This window comes from Phytohabitans rumicis, from assembly GCF_011764445.1.
GTDB classification, from domain to species: domain Bacteria; phylum Actinomycetota; class Actinomycetes; order Mycobacteriales; family Micromonosporaceae; genus Phytohabitans; species Phytohabitans rumicis.
This window is the reverse complement of sequence record NZ_BLPG01000001.1, coordinates 3207523-3223424: the sequence shown is the minus strand read 5'-3', so window position 1 is coordinate 3223424 and position 15902 is coordinate 3207523. Positions and strand designations below refer to the sequence as shown.

Sequence of the window (15902 nt, the reverse complement as noted above, 5' to 3'; positions counted from 1 at the left end):
CGATGGCCGACGTGGACGTGATCCAGGTTGTGGGTGGGGCGCGGCTGGCGGGCGAGGTCCAGGTCGTGGGCGCCAAGAACTCGGCGCTCAAGTTGATGGCGGCCGCCCTGCTGGCCCCCGGTCGTACGGTGGTGAGCAACATCCCCCGGATCACGGACATCGCGATCATGGGTGAGGTGTTGCGGCGGCTCGGCTGCGCGGTGGAGTACGTCGGCGACGAGGTCCACATCGACGTGCCCGAGCACACCGGCACCGAGGCCGACTACGACCTCGTACGGCGGCTGCGCGCCTCGATCTGCGTGCTCGGCCCGTTGCTGGCCCGGCGGGGGTCGGCACGGGTGGCGCACCCGGGCGGCGACGCGATCGGGTCCCGCGGGCTGGACATGCACGTCGACGGGCTGGCCCGGATGGGCGCGGACGTCTCCGGCGAGCACGGGTTCGTGATCGCCTCGGCGCCGTACGGGCTGCGCGGCGCGTCCATCTGGCTGGACTTCCCCAGCGTCGGCGCGACGGAGAACCTGCTGATGGCGGCCGTGCTCGCGCGCGGGCAGACCGTGATCGACAACGCGGCCCGGGAGCCGGAGATCGTCGACATCTGCACGATGCTGACGCAGATGGGCGCCCGGATCGCGGGTGCCGGTACGTCGACCCTGCGCGTCGAGGGCGTGACCGAGCTGCATCCGGTGCACCACGCCACCGTGGGCGACCGCATCGTGGCCGGTACGTGGGCGTTCGGCGCGGCGATGACCCAGGGGGACGTGACGGTCACCGGCGCCGACCCGGCCCACCTGGAGATCGCGCTGGACAAGGTGGTGACCGCGGGCGGCCTGGTGGAGACCCGGCCGGACGGCTTCCGGGTGCAGATGGACCGCCGGCCGAGCGCGGTGGACGTGGTGACCCTGCCGTTCCCGGGCTTTCCGACGGACCTGCTGCCGATGGCGATCGGGCTCGCCTCGGTGAGCGAGGGCGTCTCGCTCGTGACGGAAAACATCTTCGACGGCCGGTTCATGTTCGTGAACGAGATGGTCCGGCTCGGCGCCGACATCCGGACCGACGGCCACCACGCGGTGGTCAACGGCCGCGAGCGGCTGTCCTGCGCGCCGGTGGCGGCGACGGACATCCGGGCCGGCGCGGGGCTCGTCATGGCCGCGCTGTGCGCCGACGGGCTTACCGAGATCTCGCACGTGCACCACATCGACCGCGGCTACCCGGGCTTCGTGCCGGATCTGCGCCGCCTGGGCGTCAAGGTCGAGCGCGCGGCGGCCCCCGAAGAGCCGACGTACACGTTTTAGGGCGACCCGTCGCGCTCCAGGACCCGGCGGGCGCGCGCCGCGTCGTCGGGGAAGACGAGGATCTTGATGAGCCCGTCCAGGCCGGTGGACAGCGTGGAGCGGATGCCGGCCCGGCGCAACGCCTGGCGTACCCGCAGGGCCACGTCCAGGCGGTCGACGAGCGCGGCCACCCGGAGCAGGCCGAAGTCGTCGGTCACCGGGGCTGGGGTCACCACCTCGTCCCGCCCGAACGCCCAGCGCAGCACCGCGGCCAGCACGCCCACGACCGCGAATGCGATCAGCGGCCCCGCCAGGTACCAGGCGTCGCCGAGCCCCATGGCGTCAGTGTGACACTTCAAGGTCACCCTGAATGGTCGTTTAGCATCCAACCAGGCAACCAGATGAGGAGTGAGCACATGGCGGGTCGACTGGCGGTCATCGGAGCCGGCTTGATGGGATCGGGCATCGCCCAGGTGGCCGCCCAGGCGGGCTGGCAGGTGACCCTGCGGGACCTGGACGACGCGGCGACGGGGCGCGGCGTAGCCGGCATCCGCGCGTCGCTGTCGAAGTTCGCCAGCAAGGGGGCGATCGGCGCCGACGACGTCGAGGCGGCGCTGGCCCGGATCACCACCACCACCGACCTGGAGGCGGCGGCGGACGCGGACATCGTTGTCGAGGCGGTCTTCGAGCGCCTGGACGTGAAGCAGGACGTGTTCCGGCAGCTCGACAAGGTCTGCCGGCCGGACGCGGTGCTGGCGACGAACACCAGTGCGATACCGGTCACCCAGATCGCCACGGCGACCCAGCGCCCCGAGTCGGTGGTGGGCACGCACTTCTTCTCGCCCGTACCGATGATGAAGCTCTGCGAACTGGTCCGCGGCTACAAAACGTCGGACCAAACGCTGGCCACCGCGAAGGCGTTCGCGGAGGAGATCGGCAAGACCTGCGTGGTCGTCAACCGCGACATCGCCGGCTTCGTCACCACCCGCCTGATCGCGGCGCTCGTGGTGGAGGCGGTCAAGCTGGTCGAGTCCGGCGTTGTCAGCCCGGAAGACCTCGACACCGCCTGCAAGCTCGGCTTCGGGCACGCGATGGGTCCGCTGGCCACCACCGACCTGACCGGCGTCGACGTGCTCCTGCACGCCACCAAGAACATCTACACCGACACCGCCGACGAGAAGTTCTTCCCGCCGGAGCTGCTGCAGCGCATGGTCACCGCCGGCGACCTGGGCCGCAAGACGGGCCGCGGGTTCTACGAGTATTAGGAGCGCGCCGAGGTCCAGCGGAACGTGCGCACGCACAACACCAGCCCCACGATGCACCACGCCCCCAGGATCAGGGCCACCTTGCCCAGCTCCCACGAGCCCCCCGGCTCCGCGGCGGCGAACGACGGCGGCAGGAACACCGACCGCAGCCCTTGACACATCCACTTCAGCGGGAAGATCGCCGCGATCTGCTGCATCCACGTGGGCAGGTCGGTGAAGACGAAGAACACGCCCGAAATGAACTGCAGGACGAGCGCCACCGGGGTGACCACCGCGGTGGCGCCCCGGGCGCTGCGCGGCACCGACGAGAACGCGATCCCGCACAGCGTGCACGCGCTCAGCCCCAGCACGGACACCCACGCGAAGGTCAGCCACTTCGACGCCGACGACGGCAGCGACAGGTCGAAGAACGCCGCGGACACCCCCAGCAGGATCGCCGTCTCGACCACCCCGATCGCGGCGACCATGACAACCTTGCCGGCGAAGTAGACCCACTTCGGCATCGGCGTACCCCGCAGCCGCTTCAGCACGCCCCGGTCCCGCTCGATCGGGATCTGGATCGCGAGGGACTGGAAGCCGACCGTCAGCAGGCCGGTCGCGATCATCCCGGTGACGAAGTACTGGGTGAATTTGATGCCCGGCGCGATCTCACCGTCGAAGATGGACGCGAAAATCAAGATCATGATGACCGGGAACGCCATCGTGAAGACGACCGACTCCCGGCTGCGCAGGAACTGCTTGATCTCCAGGACGCCCTGCCGCCGCGCGAGCCCGATCACGCCTTTTCTCCGATCATCTTCAGGTAAACGTCCTCCAGCGTCGGCCGCGTCACCGTCAGCCCCGGCACTTCGCCGCCGAAGCGCGCGGCCAGCTCGGCCACCAGCGCCGTCGGCGACGCGCTCTGCTCCGACTGCCATCCATCAGGGGTACGCCAGGACACCGTCGCGGGTGCGTTCGATCTGTCGCCCAGCCGGCTCGGCTCGTCCACCTCGATGAGTTGCCCGGCGGCGATCACCCCGACGCGCTGGGCGAGCGCCTCGGCCTCGTCCAGGTAGTGCGTGGTCAGCAGGATCGTCGTGCCGGCCCCGGCCAGGTCGCGGATGAGCTGCCAGAACTCGCGCCGGGCCGCCGGGTCGAAGCCGGTGGTCGGCTCGTCGAGGAAGAGCAGTTCGGGCCGGCCGACGATGCCGAGCGCGACGTCGAGCCGGCGCTTCTGGCCGCCGGAGAGGGTGTGCGTACGCGACTTGGCCTTGTCGGTGAGCCCGACCCGGTCGATCACGTCGTCGGGGTCGGCCGCGTTCGGGTAGAACCCGGCGAAGTGCCGCACCACCTCGGCGACGGTCAGCTCCTCGAACTCACCCGTGCCCTGCAACACGATCCCGACCCGGGCCCGCCAGCCGGGGCTCGCCTCGGTCGGATCGTGGCCGAGCACGCGCACCTCGCCCGCGTCCCGCTTGCGGAAGCCCTCCAGGATCTCCACCGTCGTGGTCTTGCCCGCCCCGTTCGGCCCGAGCAGCGCGAAGACCTCGCCGTGGCGTACCTCGAGATCCAGCCCGGCCACGGCGGTGGTGTCGCCGTACGACTTGCGCAACCCACGCACGGAGATCGCGGAATCCATGGGCCCTCACCCTAGTGGGGTTTTTCACCGGCTCATGTGACTTAACGGTAACTTAGACTGCTGGCATGGAGAGTCGCCTACCCGAGCGGGATCGCCCGTGGGTCATGCGCACTTACGCTGGGCACTCGTCGGCGGCCGCGACCAACGCGCTTTTCCGCCGCAACCTGACAAAAGGGCAGACCGGTCTCTCGGTCGCCTTCGACCTGCCGACCCAGACCGGCTATGACCCAGATCACGAGCTGGCCGCCGGCGAGGTGGGCCGGGTCGGCGTGCCGGTGGCGCACCTCGGCGACGCGCGGGCGCTCTTCGACGGCATCCCGCTGGCCGAGGCCAACACGTCCATGACGATCAACGCGACGGCCATGTGGCTGCTCGCCCTGTACGTCGTCGCCGCGGATGAGCAGGGGGCCCCTACTCACGCCTTGGCCGGCACGACGCAGAACGACATCGTCAAGGAGTACCTGTCCCGCGGGACGTACATCTTCCCGCCCGCGCCGTCGCTGCGGCTGACCACCGACACGATCGCCTGGACCGTCGCCAACGCTCCGAAGTGGAACCCGGTCAACATCTGCTCGTACCACCTCCAGGAGGCCGGCGCGACGCCCGTGCAGGAGGTCGGCTTCGCGCTCGCCACCGCGGTCGCCGTGCTGGACGCGGTGCGCGACAGCGGTCAGGTCCCGCCGGAGCGGATGGGCGACGTCGTGCAGCGGGTCTCGTTCTTCGTCAACGCGGGCGTGCGCTTCGTCGAGGAGATGGCGAAGATGCGGGCGTTCGCGCGGCTGTGGGACGACCTGACCCGTGACCGGTACGGGGTGACCGATGCGAAGCAGCGCCGCTTCCGGTACGGCGTACAGGTGAACTCCCTGGGGCTGACCGAGGCGCAGCCGGAGAACAACATCCAGCGGATCGTGCTGGAGATGCTCGGCGTGACGCTCTCCCGTGGCGCGCGGGCCCGCGCGGTCCAGCTCCCCGCGTGGAACGAGGCGCTCGGACTGCCCCGCCCGTGGGACCAGCAGTGGTCACTGCGCATGCAGCAGGTGCTGGCGTTCGAGTCGGACCTGCTGGAGTATCCGGACCTGTTCGACGGGTCGCGGGTGGTCGAGGGCCTGGTGGACTCCATCGTGGACGGTGCCCGGGTCGAGCTGGACAAGATCCTGGACCTGGGCGGCGTGGTGGCCGCCGTGGAGACCGGCTACCTCAAGAGCGCGCTCGTCGCCTCGCTGGCCGAGCGCCGCCGCCGGCTGGAAGAGGGCACGGACGTCGTGGTGGGCGTCAACCGGTTCACCGAGACCGAGCCGTCGCCGCTGACCGCGTCCGGCGCCGAGGCCATCGAGCAAGTCGACCCGGCCGTGGAGCGGTCCGCCGCGGACGCCGTACGGGCGTGGCGGGCCGGCCGCGACCGGTCCGCCGTGGACAACGCGCTCACTCTTTTGAAAGAGCAAGCCGCGGGCTCCGAAAACCTGATGCCCGTGACCCTCGACTGCGTCCGCGCCGGGGTGACCACGGGCGAGTGGGCGGGCGCGCTGCGCGAGGTGTTCGGCGAGTACCGGGCGCCGACCGGGCTGTCCGCCGCGGGTGCGCTGCGCGAAGACGCGTCGCTGTCCAGCGTGCGCGAGCGGGTCAGCCGGACCGCCCGCGACCTCGGCACCGGCCGGCTGCGCCTGCTGGTCGGCAAGCCCGGCCTCGACGGCCACTCCAACGGCGCCGAGCAGATCGCGGTGCGCGCCCGGGACGCCGGGTTCGAGGTGGTCTACCAGGGCATCCGGCTCACACCGGGGCAGATCGTGGCGGCCGCCGTGGAAGAGGACGTCGACCTCGTCGGCCTCTCCGTCCTGTCCGGGTCGCACCTCAACGCCGTACCCGCTGTCCTGGATGGACTGCGCGCGGCCGGCCGTGCGGACCTGCCGGTGGTCGTCGGCGGGATCATCCCGCCCGCCGACGCCGCCAAGCTCCGCGACGCCGGTGTAGCGCGGGTCTTCACTCCGAAAGACTTCGCGCTCACCGGCATCATGGACGAGCTCGTAACCGTTGTCCGTGAGGCTAACGGCCTGTCTTGATAAGGATGGCGCCGGTGGCGATGAGTTCCGTGCCGCAGCGGTAGCGGCTGTCGTACACCACGGCGCCGGTGCGCTTGTTGGTGATCCGGATCCAGAAGCGGTCCGTGGTCCGCCCGTCTTCGAGCGAGACCGTGTACGCGTACTCGCCCCGGCCGGCCAGCGTGCCCACGCCGGTGTACGTCGCCTCCCGGTTGCCCAGCGCCAGCCGCTGGTACGTGGTGGCCGAGAAGTCCACGTCACCGGTCCGGAAGCGCAGCGCGATCGCGCCGTTGCGCTGGGCCGTACCGGCGGTCACCCCGAATACGCCCCGCCCGCCGAGCGAGTCGATCGTGCCGCTGCCGGCCACATAGGACCCCGCCGCGTTGTACGTCACCAGGTACGACAGGGTCGCCGTCGCTGAGCCGCCGCGCAGGTCCGCGACGGTGACCACGGGCTCGAAGACGCCCTGGCCGGCGTACCGGTGGGTGGCCGTGCACTGCCCGCCCGCGATCGTGCCCGCGGACACCGTGCCGTCCTTCCAGTCCACCGCGCAGCTGTGCAGGTCGGTCGGGTTCACGTCGGTGAACGGCACGCTCACCGTCGCGTCCGCGCCGATCGCCACCGGCGTCAAGGGACCGGCCACGCTGCCCGCCACCGGGGCGTGGTTGACGACCGGCTCGACGCTCTCCAATGTGGGCACCACCTTCTTGATGGTGCCGTCCGCCTCGAACTCCAGCTTGTCGATGGTGGTTTCGCGGTGCGTGCCGTCGCCGCCCGGGATCGCGAACCGGTGGTACGCGATGTACCAGTCGTCCGTGCCCGGCACGTTGACCACCGAGTGGTGCCCGGTGCCCTTGATGCCCAGCGACAGGTCCTTGGCGAGGAACACGCCCTTGCGCTCGCTCCACGGCCCGAGCGGGGACGTGCCGGTCGCGTACGCCACCTGGTAGTCCTCGCTGCGGGTGTCGTTCTCCGACCAGGTGAAGTAGTACAGGCCGTTGCGCTTGAAGACGAAGGTGCCCTCGTTGTAGTTGGTCGGCTTGTACGTGCGCACCTGGGCCGGGTCGAACGAGACCATGTCGTCGTTCAGCGGCACCTGGTAGGAGTTGCCGTTGCCCCAGTACAGGTAGGACCTGCCGTCGTCGTCGGTGAAGACCGCAGAGTCGATCATCTGACCGGAGTACGTCCCCGCGGGCACCAGCGGCTTGCCGAGCGCGTCGTGGAACGGCCCGGTGGGGGAGTCCGCGACCGCGACGCCGAGGTGCTTGCGGGTGTCGCCGGTCGACATGCCACCGCTGAAGTAGAAGTAGTACTTCCCGTTCTTCTCCACGATGGACGGCGCCCACGCGCTGTCGTCCGCCCAGGAGACGTCCGGCCCGAGGTCGAGGATGACCCCGTGGTCCTCCCAGTGCACCAGGTCGGTCGACGAAAACGCCTTGAACTGGGTGCCGCTCCAGCCGGCGAAGCCATCCGTCGTCGGGTAGATGTAGAAGCGGTTGCCGAAGACCACGATGTTCGGGTCGGCGTACAGCCCCGGCAGCACCGGGCTCTTCATCACCTTGGCCTCCACGGTCCAGGTCCTCTTTGCCCCGTCCGCGCCGGTCACCACGTACGTGACGGGCGTGGTGAGGTCACGCGTCGTACCGGACGCCGGGCTGATCGTCGCGCCCTGCGCCAGCACGAAGCCGGGCGCCAGCTTGCGAACGTCGGTGCCCTCCTTGACCGGCAGCACCACCTTGCTGTTCGCGTCGTCGACGATCGCGTCCACCTTCAGTTCCGGCACCGCGGCGACCGCGATGCCGGTGGTGTTGCCGGCCAGCGCCAGGATCTCGCTGTGCGGCAGCGCCCGGTTGTAGATCCGGAAGTCGTCCACCTCGCCGGCGAAGTACGGGTCCGCCGAGTACAGCGATCGTCCGATGTAGCCGGTGTAGCTCTTCGTGGCGTCGTACAGGTCGGACGGCTTGACGGTGACGTTCGTGGCCCGGGCCACCTGCGCCCCGTTGAGGTACATGACCGCGGTCTGGCTGGAGGAGTCCACGGTGACCGCGATGTGCTGCCAGCTGCCGCCGGGCAGTGCCGCGCCGGTCGGCAGGTTGTGCTCGGACCACCAGCTACCGGTGGTGAGGGCCGAGTACAGCACGCCACCGCCGTTGCGCGGCCCGGTGAACAGGTACTTGGTGCTGTCCGGGCCGAGGCCGTAGATCCACTGGTTGATGGTGGTCGAGGCGGTCCACTTGACGTACGCCGACACGGTCACGCTGTCCGCCCCGGCCAACACTCCATTGGGGATGGTGACGTACGGCGCGGTGCTCGACCCGCTGGCGCCGCCGGACAGCTTGACCGAGCCGCCCGTGACGCCGGTGCCGAAGCCGGGCGAGCGCTCATAGATGCCGTCGTTGCCGCGCCCCGACGAGTCGCGCGCGGTCGTCCCGCTCGTCTCGTCGAACTCGTAGCGCAGCAGCAGATCCGTCGGGTACTGGTCGGTGACGGTGACGACCGTGCTGGCCGTCTTCCCGCCGTCGGCCGTGCGGGCGGTGATGGTGGCGGTGCCCGGCGCGAGCGTGTGCACCATGCCCACCTCGCTGACCGTGGCCACCGACTCGTCACTGCTGGACCACGTCACGTCCGGGACGGTCGCGTTGGACGGCGTCACGGTCGCGCTGAGCTGCCGGTTGACCTCACGGGCCAGGGTCAGCTCGGCCGGCGTCACGCTCACCCCGGTCACCGGTACGGCGTACGCGGCGAGCAGCCGGTCGTACTCGGCCTGCGTCACCGGGAGCACCGTGCCGTGCCGGGGCCGGGACGGCAGCGCGTAGTTCGTGGACATCGTCCACACGCCGGACTCCAGGTCGGTCGACTCGAACGGGACGTAGCCGCGCCCACCGAACTCGTCGATGAACAGGTACCACTTCTCCTCGGTGTTCGACTTGAAGATGGTCGGGCCCTCGCCCTGGTTGATGGAACCCTTGCCGATGCAGTCGGCGACGAAGTCGTAGCTCAGGTCCAGGATGGACGTCGCCTTCTCCTCGGTGATGAACTTGCTGCACGGCGTCGAGGAGGTGTTGTTCCGCTCGTCCTTGGTGAAGCGGTAGTACGTGCCGTTGTGCTCGACCATGGTGGAGTCGATGACGGAGTAGCCCGGGTCGACCCACACCTTCGGCTCGCTGAACGTGTGGAAGTCACGCGTCGTCGCGTACAACATCTTGTTGTAGGTGTTGCCGGTGTGGCTCGGGTCGTCCTCGGCGTACAGCTTGGACGCCCAGAAGACCACGTACGCGCCGAGCCCCTTGTCGTAGTACGCCTCCGGCGCCCAGGTGTTGCCAGCGGTGTCCGGCGAGACCTGCACCAGGCGCTGGTCGGTCCAGTGCACCAGGTCGGTCGACTCCCAGACCATGATGGACTTGCTGCCCGTACGCTGCGCGGCGTCCCAGTTGCCGTTGCCGTAGATGCGCAGGTCGGTCGCGATCTGGTAGAACTTGTCGCCCTCCGGCGAACGGATGATGAACGGGTCGCGCAGCCCCTTCTCGCCCAATGTGGACGTGAGGACGGGGTTGCCGCCGTTCAGCTCGCGCCAGTGCAGCGGGTCGTTGCCCTTGCTCAGTCCGAAGTAGACCTGCTCGCCGTTGGCCGTGCCCTCGCCGGTGAAGTAGCTGAACATGTACCCGGTCAGGCCCTCCTGCGCGGGCAGCTCCGGCACGGTGGCGGTGAACGTGCGGGTGGCGCTCGCGGCGTTCTTGGTGACCGTGGCGGTCAGCTCCACCGTCGTGCCGCCGGCACCGTGCGCCGGCCGGTTGACCTCGCCGGTGGCGGACACGACCGCCGGGTTCGCCGACGCCCAGGCCACCGTCGTGCCGTTCTGGCCGGTCGCGGGCAGGGTCAGGTTTCCGCGTACGTCGTCGATGTTTCGCACGGCCAGCGCGGCGGCCGCCGCGTCGGCGACCCGCTGGTCGTCGTACTCGGCGAGGACCGTGACGTCGAACGTCTTCGTGTCCGTCACCGCCCCTCTCTTCAGCGTCGCGGTCAGGGTGACATGGGCGTCGGGCTGGCCGAACCCGGGGCGGGTGACCACGCCGGCCGCGGTCACCACGGAGCTGTCGCTGGTGGCCCAGCTGATGGCCGAGCCGTACGCCCCGGTGGTGGGCAGGCTCAGGTTGGCGGTCACCGCGCTGGTGTCGCCCAGGCTGAGGGCGGCCGTGTCCTGCGCGACGCCCTGCGTGGTCGCCGGCACGGCCAGCTGCCCGACCTCGCCACCGGTGAGCGCCCGGTCGTACATCCGGAAGTCGCGGATCCGGCCCTTGAAGAGCCGGTCGCCGGAGTAGACCGACCGTCCGATGTAATTGGCCGTGGTCACGCCGCCACCGATCGCACCCGGGTGGTGGTGACCCCGGTGTTGCGGCCCACTTCCACGCCGTCCTCGTACAGGATCCCGGTGTTGCCGGCCTGCGTGTACGTCACATGCTTCCACGCCCCGCGGAAGAGGCTGTACGGCGCCGAGGTGGTCTGCTCGGTCGACCAGTTGCCGGTGGCGATCGACGTCCGGAAGCCGTTGCCGGTGGTGAAAAGGTAGCCGTTGCCGCTGCTGCCGCTGGAGTTGCCGAACCCATAGATGAAGTACGGGGTGCTCTGCGTCGGGTCGATCAGCACGTCGAACGAGACGCTGACCGAGGTGAGCCCGCTCAGCACGCTGTCCGGGGCCTTGACGTACGTGTCGGATCCGTTGAAGCCCAGGCCCTCCCCGGCCGTCCAGGTCGGGGTGCCGTTGACGACGCCGTCGCGGCCGTGACCCGAGGAGTCGGCCGCGGAACCGTCGAGTTTGTACCAGAGCACGAGACCGTCCGTGATTTCCGCCGCCTCGGCCGCCCGGACGGGGGCGGCGGGCACAAGTAGGACGGCGGCTGCGGCGAGTGCAAAGAGGGAGCGCATGCGCATGGAACCCACCAAGCTCTGTGTTAGCGTTAACATTTCTCCCCGATTGCGGCAGTGTTACCGACGCCATGGGGCGCCGTCAAGGGCCTGCGCTGTTAGGAAGGGACCCTTCCTATGCAGAAAGCGTTAACAGGGTGCCCTTCCTTGCACTCAGCTGTGGGCGAAGGCTAGGGAGAGGGCGCAGCCGGCGCTTAGGCCGCCTACCACCACCAGCGCCAGCGCGCCGGCGTCCAGGCGGCTGCCCCAGGCGCGGTCTATCAGGATGGCGGCGGGAGGGACGCCGGTGAAGGGGGCGAGCAGGAAGGCCAGCCAGCCCAGCAGCCGTAGCGGCCACTCCAGGCCGGTGTCGAAGTGGGCCAGCGTCACGAGGCCGCCCGCCACCAGGCCGGTCATCGCGGCGGCCGCCGCGCCCAGCGGGGGCAGTAGCGGCAACACCCAGCGGGGCACCGGTGGGCGGGGAGCCCCGCGGCGGGTCTGGTCGATCCGCTTGGCGGCGGCGTCGAGCAGCTCGACCGGGTTGGCGTCCGGGAGCAGGTCGTCCGGGGTGGGTGCGGGTAGTTCGCCAAGGCGCCGGAGGCGGGTCAGCCAGCCACCCGCGCCGCGCAGCTCGTCCCACAGCCGGGCCGCCTCGCGGTCCACGTCCACCACGGCGGTGGCCGCCGCACCGGCTCGCCGATCGGCCTCGCCGGCCTCGGCGTTCGCCCGGGCCAGCTCGGTGGTCGCGGCCGCCGCGCCGTCCTGATAGGACCGCTCGGCGGCGGCCAGCTCCGCGTCCCGGAGGCTCACCGCCCCGGCGAGCTGCCCTACCAACCGCCGGTACTCCGCCACGCTCATGTGGTCACCTCGTACGGGATGATGACCTCGGGTACGCGGTGCGCGGCACGGTCGAAGAAGAGTGCCCGGTGCGGCCGTGGATACCAGGCCGGCCCGCCCGGCTGGGGCGAGAGCGGTGCCAGCTCGTTGCCGTGTACGTCCAGGGCCACCCAGGCGCCGATCGCGTCGAAGCGGGCGCCGGCCCCACCGAGGTCGTCGCGGAGCCGGGAGACCCCGCGCCACCAGCCGAGCACATGGATGTGCCGCTCCGGCCCGCGGGCCAGCACGTGGCGCAGGGCCGGCAGCCGCCCGGCCGCGGCGTCCCAGGCGTACCCGATGACGTAGTGCGGAGGGCCGGCCGGCGCCTCGGCCAGCTCGGCCAGCAGCTCGGGTGCCGTGTCGGCGTCGTACCAGCGGGCGTCCGGCAGGGCGGCGTGCAGCACGGTGGCCGCGGGGGAGGCGTCGTCGTCCAGGCACACCAAGCTGAACCGCGCCGACGAGTCCAACGTGGACAGTGACCGCCCGGCCGCGCCGAGCACCGCGCAAGCCTCGTCCGTGCGGGTGCCGAGGACGGCCAGGTTGCGCCCCGGCGCGCGGGGCAGGCGCAGCACCGCCGGGCGGGCGCGTACGTCGATCGTCTCGCCGAGCACGGCGCCGTCGGCCGCCAAACCCGCCAAGCCCCCAGATCCGCCGGGTACGGCGGCACCGCGTCGCCGTCGAAGAGCCGCGGCGGTTCGAGCCCTTCGGGCCGAGCGTGCCACAGCTTCTCCTGCAACGTCCGCCACGCTGAGCGGTCGCTGGCGTCCGGTAGGCGGACGATCCGGTTGGCGTCGGGTACGCCGGAGTCGGCGTTCACCACCGCGTGGAAGCGCGGGATGACGTCGGCGGCGAGGTTCGTCTCGGCGAGGATCCGGCGCGCCTTGGGCAGCGCGATGCGGAGGGTGAACTGGGCGACCAGCGCGGAGCGCCCCCACAGCGCCTCGATCCCGGACACGTCCTGGGAGGCGAGCACGAGGTGGATGCCCTGCGAACGCCCCCGCCGGGCCAGGTCCTCCAACAGGCCGACCGCCTCGTTGGCCACCGCGTCGCGCCCGGCCAGCAGCACCTGGAACTCGTCGATCACCGCGACGATGCGCGGCCAGTGCCCGCTCGGGTCCTCGGCGCGCAGCTCGGCCAGCTTGGTTGCCTCGTGCCGCTTCGCCGCGGACGCCCGGCGGCGCAGCTCGTCGGCGAGGTGCCGCAGCAGGGCCAGGCCGAACTCCCGGTCGCCGTTCACGTTGACGCCGACCAGGCGTACCTGGGGCAGCCAGCTCGGGTCCCGCCGGCCCGGCGCGAAGCGGGCGAACGACACGCCCTCCTTGAAGTCGAGCAGGTACAGGGCCAGCTCGTCCGGCGAGTAGCGGGCCGTGAGGGCGCCCAGCCAGGCGTAGATGAGGTTGGTCTTGCCGGACCCCGACGGCCCGCCGATCAGCGCGTGCGGCGGGTCGTCGCCGAGCAGCACCTCGACCAGGTCGCCGTGCGGGCCGTCGCCGAGCGGGGCGACCAAGCCGGCCGCCGAGCACTCGGCCCAGAGCTTCTCCGGGGCCAGGTCGGCGAACTGCGCCGGCGGCGGTCCGGCCAGCAGCACCTCGGCCAGCTCGCGGCAGACCGCGGCGATCCGGTCGGCAGCGGGCGGCACGTCGAGGCGTACGGCCAGGTCGCCCGCCGTGCCGCAGACGGCGGTGCTGCCCACCACCGCGACGTGCTCGACGGTCGGGTGCGCCTCGATCGGCAGGCCGCGGGCGAGGACGTGCACGCCGCAGGCCACGCCGGTCCGGACGATGCGGTCGAGTTGGGCCCGCTGCGCCGCGGTCAGGTCGGCCGCGGTGGCCGCGTCGCCGAGCAGCACCACCAGCCGCCACGGCTCGGGGCGCCGGGCCGCGGTCGCGGCGGTCAACTCGGCCAGCGACGCGTACTCGCCGGCCAGCACGCTCTCGTTGATCCGGCGGATCTGCTCGACCAGGTCGTCGAGCATCCCGGTCAGGCCGCCCGGCCCGACGAACGTGAGCAGGTCCGCGTTCCCCAGCGGCGCGAAGCCGGCGAGGCTGCCACCGAGCTGCTCCGGGTCGTACACGGTCAGGCGCACCTCGCCGGGCCGCGTGCTGCCGAGCACCCGCAAGAGCAGGCCGGCGATCATGCCATCCACTGTGGATGGATCGCCGGTGAACGAGAGATGCGCGTGATCGAGCAGCGGCACGAGCGCGGGCAGGACGGTGCCCGCGCCGGCCGGCTCGTGGCCGAGCGTGCCGATGCGGAAGAGGCCAGGGCGGCGCCCGCGCTCGGGCTCGGTCGGCCGCCAGGCGCGCCACGACGTTCCGGCCGCCCCGGGCGCGCACTCCGCCGCTACCGCGGCCAATTCCTCGGCCAGCGCGCCGGCCCGGGACTCGAAGCGGGCCCGGATGTCCTGCCGGGCCGACTCGCGCGCGCCGACCAGCCCGGCTAGGCGCTCGCCGTGCTCGGCGTTCGTCTTGTCGCGCCGGCCGTGCGCCTCGACCCGCGCCGTCTCCGCCGCGCCCAGTGCCGCGCGCGTCAGGCCGCGCGCCGCCGACAGATCCTGGCGTACGTCGGCCACGAGCCCCGGCCGCGAGCTAGGCACGCTGCTGCCCACCTTCGGATCCCGGTAGGAGCCGGGGCTGAGCTCGGCGGCGATCGACCAGGAATCCGATTTGGTCCTCGTTGTGCGCCTGCTCTTCGGCCTTGCGCAGCTCCTCGGTCACCCGGGCCAGTTCGTCCGCGTCCCGCCCGTTCGCGGCGAGCAGGGCGCCGACGAGCACGCCGGCGACCACCGCGGCGTCGACCGGGTGGGTCCGCTCGTCGGGCTCGCGCCTCGGCGGCGGGGCGTGGCACGTGCGCGCCAACAACTCGTCGACGACGACCTCCTCCACCGCCGGCAGCAGCGTCCGTACGCGGCGCAGGGCGGCCCGACGTACCCCCGGAAGGTCTGGTGTGGACGGAGGGTGACCGACCAGCTCGGCGGCGAGGAAGCGCAGCGGCGCGGCGGCCACCGCGGACAGTCCCAACCCGACGGCCGGGTCCACCGCGACCAGCTCCCGGCGCAGCCGGGTGCGGTCCTCGTCGATGACCGCGCGGGCGCAGCGGTGCAGGAGGTCCGCTGTGGACTCCGCGCCCTTGTCCGGGTGCCTGCCTGAGTCATCAGTCAATACTTCGACGCGGTCGGCCCAGAAGTGGGTCAGCGTGGGCGGGCCGGGCGCCGCGGGCGGTCGCCGTGGCGCGGCCGGTGCCAGCGCCGCGTGCCAGTCCCGGTCCGGCGGGGGTACGGCGTCCCGCGGCAGCCCGATCGACAGCAGGTAACCGGTGAGCGCCTCGCGTGCGGCGAGCATGGCACCGGCGGCGTGGTCGAGGTGCTCACCGGCGGCGGTGAGGGTGGGCGCCGGCGCGTGTGTCGCGCTGGCCTGCATCACCCAGGCGAGCAGGCCGTTGGCGCTGCGCAGGCGGTCGGCGGCGGTGGCCACCTGACCGATCGGCAGCTCCTCGCCCACCTCCTGTATCCGGTAGGCGAGCGCATGCAACAACGAGCTCATAGCGCTGCGGCGTACTGCTGTGCCTGGTCCATCGCCCCCAGGGTGGCGGTCAGGCAGTCCTCCAGTTCGGTGGCGGCCTGTGCGAGCGCGGCCTGCGCGGAGGTGACCGACTCGTGCCCGCTGCCCTCGACGGCGGCGGCCAGGCTCAGCTGTGCCTCGCCGAGCTTCTCGTTCGCGGCTCGGACGGCCTCCTGGCCCTCCTGCACGTGCATCATCGCGGCATCGATGGCCGCTTTCACCTCGGCGACGCTCGCCACTGGCACCCCCCTGTACGGACAAACGGGGCAATTCTATCCATATTCCTCAAGCTCGGGCGCGTCTGCCGCGCCGTTGACCCTCCGGTTCGTCGGTGCTACGGTTCATTAGTCAAGTAATGAACCTAAGAACCTTTG

General features: G+C 71.4%; 12 protein-coding genes. 3 read left to right on the top strand and 9 right to left on the bottom strand.

Going from position 1 to position 15902, the window contains the following annotated elements:
• The first annotated feature begins 2 nt into the window (after positions 1 to 2).
• A complete protein-coding gene (gene murA / locus Prum_RS14000) occupies positions 3 to 1292 on the top strand; it encodes a UDP-N-acetylglucosamine 1-carboxyvinyltransferase (protein ID WP_173083731.1) in 1290 nt (429 codons plus the stop codon).
• Here the strand turns inward: murA and Prum_RS13995 are convergent.
• Entirely contained in the window at positions 1289 to 1609 is a 321-nt protein-coding gene (locus tag Prum_RS13995) for a hypothetical protein (protein WP_173076981.1), read from the bottom strand. The genes murA and Prum_RS13995 overlap by 4 nt on opposite strands.
• Positions 1610 to 1687: 78 nt before the next feature.
• On the opposite strand from Prum_RS13995, the gene Prum_RS13990 reads away from it, so the two are divergent.
• Positions 1688 to 2536, top strand: a complete 849-nt coding sequence (locus Prum_RS13990; protein ID WP_173076980.1) for a 3-hydroxyacyl-CoA dehydrogenase family protein — start codon at positions 1688 to 1690, stop codon at positions 2534 to 2536.
• Here Prum_RS13990 and Prum_RS13985 read toward each other — a convergent pair.
• On the bottom strand, positions 2533 to 3312 hold the full coding sequence (locus Prum_RS13985; RefSeq protein WP_246278566.1) for an ABC transporter permease: 780 nt from the start codon (positions 3310 to 3312) through the stop codon (positions 2533 to 2535). The two genes, Prum_RS13990 and Prum_RS13985, sit on opposite strands and share 4 nt — an antisense overlap.
• Positions 3312 to 4154: an ABC transporter ATP-binding protein gene (locus Prum_RS51460; protein ID WP_246277881.1), complete on the bottom strand. Its 843-nt coding sequence runs from the start codon at positions 4152 to 4154 to the stop codon at positions 3312 to 3314. Before Prum_RS51460 ends, Prum_RS13985 begins: the two co-directional genes overlap by 1 nt.
• Positions 4155 to 4219: 65 nt before the next feature.
• Between Prum_RS51460 and Prum_RS13980 the strand changes: the two genes are divergently transcribed.
• Complete coding sequence (locus tag Prum_RS13980) at positions 4220 to 6211, top strand: ethylmalonyl-CoA mutase (protein WP_173076978.1); 1992 nt, start codon at positions 4220 to 4222, stop codon at positions 6209 to 6211.
• Here the strand turns inward: Prum_RS13980 and Prum_RS13975 are convergent.
• From Prum_RS13975 to Prum_RS13955, 6 genes are all read right to left on the bottom strand, one after another.
• Positions 6195 to 10541: a family 43 glycosylhydrolase gene (locus Prum_RS13975; protein ID WP_218577240.1), complete on the bottom strand. Its 4347-nt coding sequence runs from the start codon at positions 10539 to 10541 to the stop codon at positions 6195 to 6197. The two genes, Prum_RS13980 and Prum_RS13975, sit on opposite strands and share 17 nt — an antisense overlap.
• Positions 10538 to 11119, bottom strand: coding sequence for a LamG-like jellyroll fold domain-containing protein (locus Prum_RS49510; RefSeq protein WP_218577239.1), 582 nt, complete (start codon positions 11117 to 11119; stop codon positions 10538 to 10540). The genes Prum_RS13975 and Prum_RS49510 overlap by 4 nt, the downstream gene beginning before the upstream one ends.
• 147 nt (positions 11120 to 11266) lie before the next feature.
• Positions 11267 to 11950, bottom strand: coding sequence for a hypothetical protein (locus Prum_RS13970; protein ID WP_173076977.1), 684 nt, complete (start codon positions 11948 to 11950; stop codon positions 11267 to 11269).
• A 4-nt stretch (positions 11951 to 11954) separates the two neighbouring features.
• Complete coding sequence (locus Prum_RS13965) at positions 11955 to 14564, bottom strand: FtsK/SpoIIIE domain-containing protein (RefSeq protein ID WP_371871233.1); 2610 nt, start codon at positions 14562 to 14564, stop codon at positions 11955 to 11957.
• Positions 14557 to 15510, bottom strand: a complete 954-nt coding sequence (locus Prum_RS13960; RefSeq protein ID WP_173076976.1) for a hypothetical protein — start codon at positions 15508 to 15510, stop codon at positions 14557 to 14559. Before Prum_RS13960 ends, Prum_RS13965 begins: the two co-directional genes overlap by 8 nt.
• A complete protein-coding gene (locus Prum_RS13955) occupies positions 15507 to 15767 on the bottom strand; it encodes a hypothetical protein (RefSeq protein ID WP_173076975.1) in 261 nt (86 codons plus the stop codon). The genes Prum_RS13960 and Prum_RS13955 overlap by 4 nt, the downstream gene beginning before the upstream one ends.
• Positions 15768 to 15902: the final 135 nt, after the last annotated feature.

Bases quoted from the DNA above. Each gene is read 5' to 3' on its own strand.
- murA (WP_173083731.1), top strand. From the start codon at position 3: ATGGCCGACGTGGACGTGATCCAGGTTGTGGGTGGGGCGCGGCTGGCG.
- Prum_RS13995 (WP_173076981.1), bottom strand. From the start codon at position 1,609: ATGGGGCTCGGCGACGCCTGGTACCTGGCGGGGCCGCTGATCGCATTC.
- Prum_RS13990 (WP_173076980.1), top strand. From the start codon at position 1,688: ATGGCGGGTCGACTGGCGGTCATCGGAGCCGGCTTGATGGGATCGGGC.
- Prum_RS51460 (WP_246277881.1), bottom strand. From the start codon at position 4,154: ATGGATTCCGCGATCTCCGTGCGTGGGTTGCGCAAGTCGTACGGCGAC.
- Prum_RS13980 (WP_173076978.1), top strand. From the start codon at position 4,220: ATGGAGAGTCGCCTACCCGAGCGGGATCGCCCGTGGGTCATGCGCACT.
- Prum_RS49510 (WP_218577239.1), bottom strand. From the start codon at position 11,119: ATGCGCATGCGCTCCCTCTTTGCACTCGCCGCAGCCGCCGTCCTACTT.
- Prum_RS13970 (WP_173076977.1), bottom strand. From the start codon at position 11,950: ATGAGCGTGGCGGAGTACCGGCGGTTGGTAGGGCAGCTCGCCGGGGCG.
- Prum_RS13960 (WP_173076976.1), bottom strand. From the start codon at position 15,510: ATGAGCTCGTTGTTGCATGCGCTCGCCTACCGGATACAGGAGGTGGGC.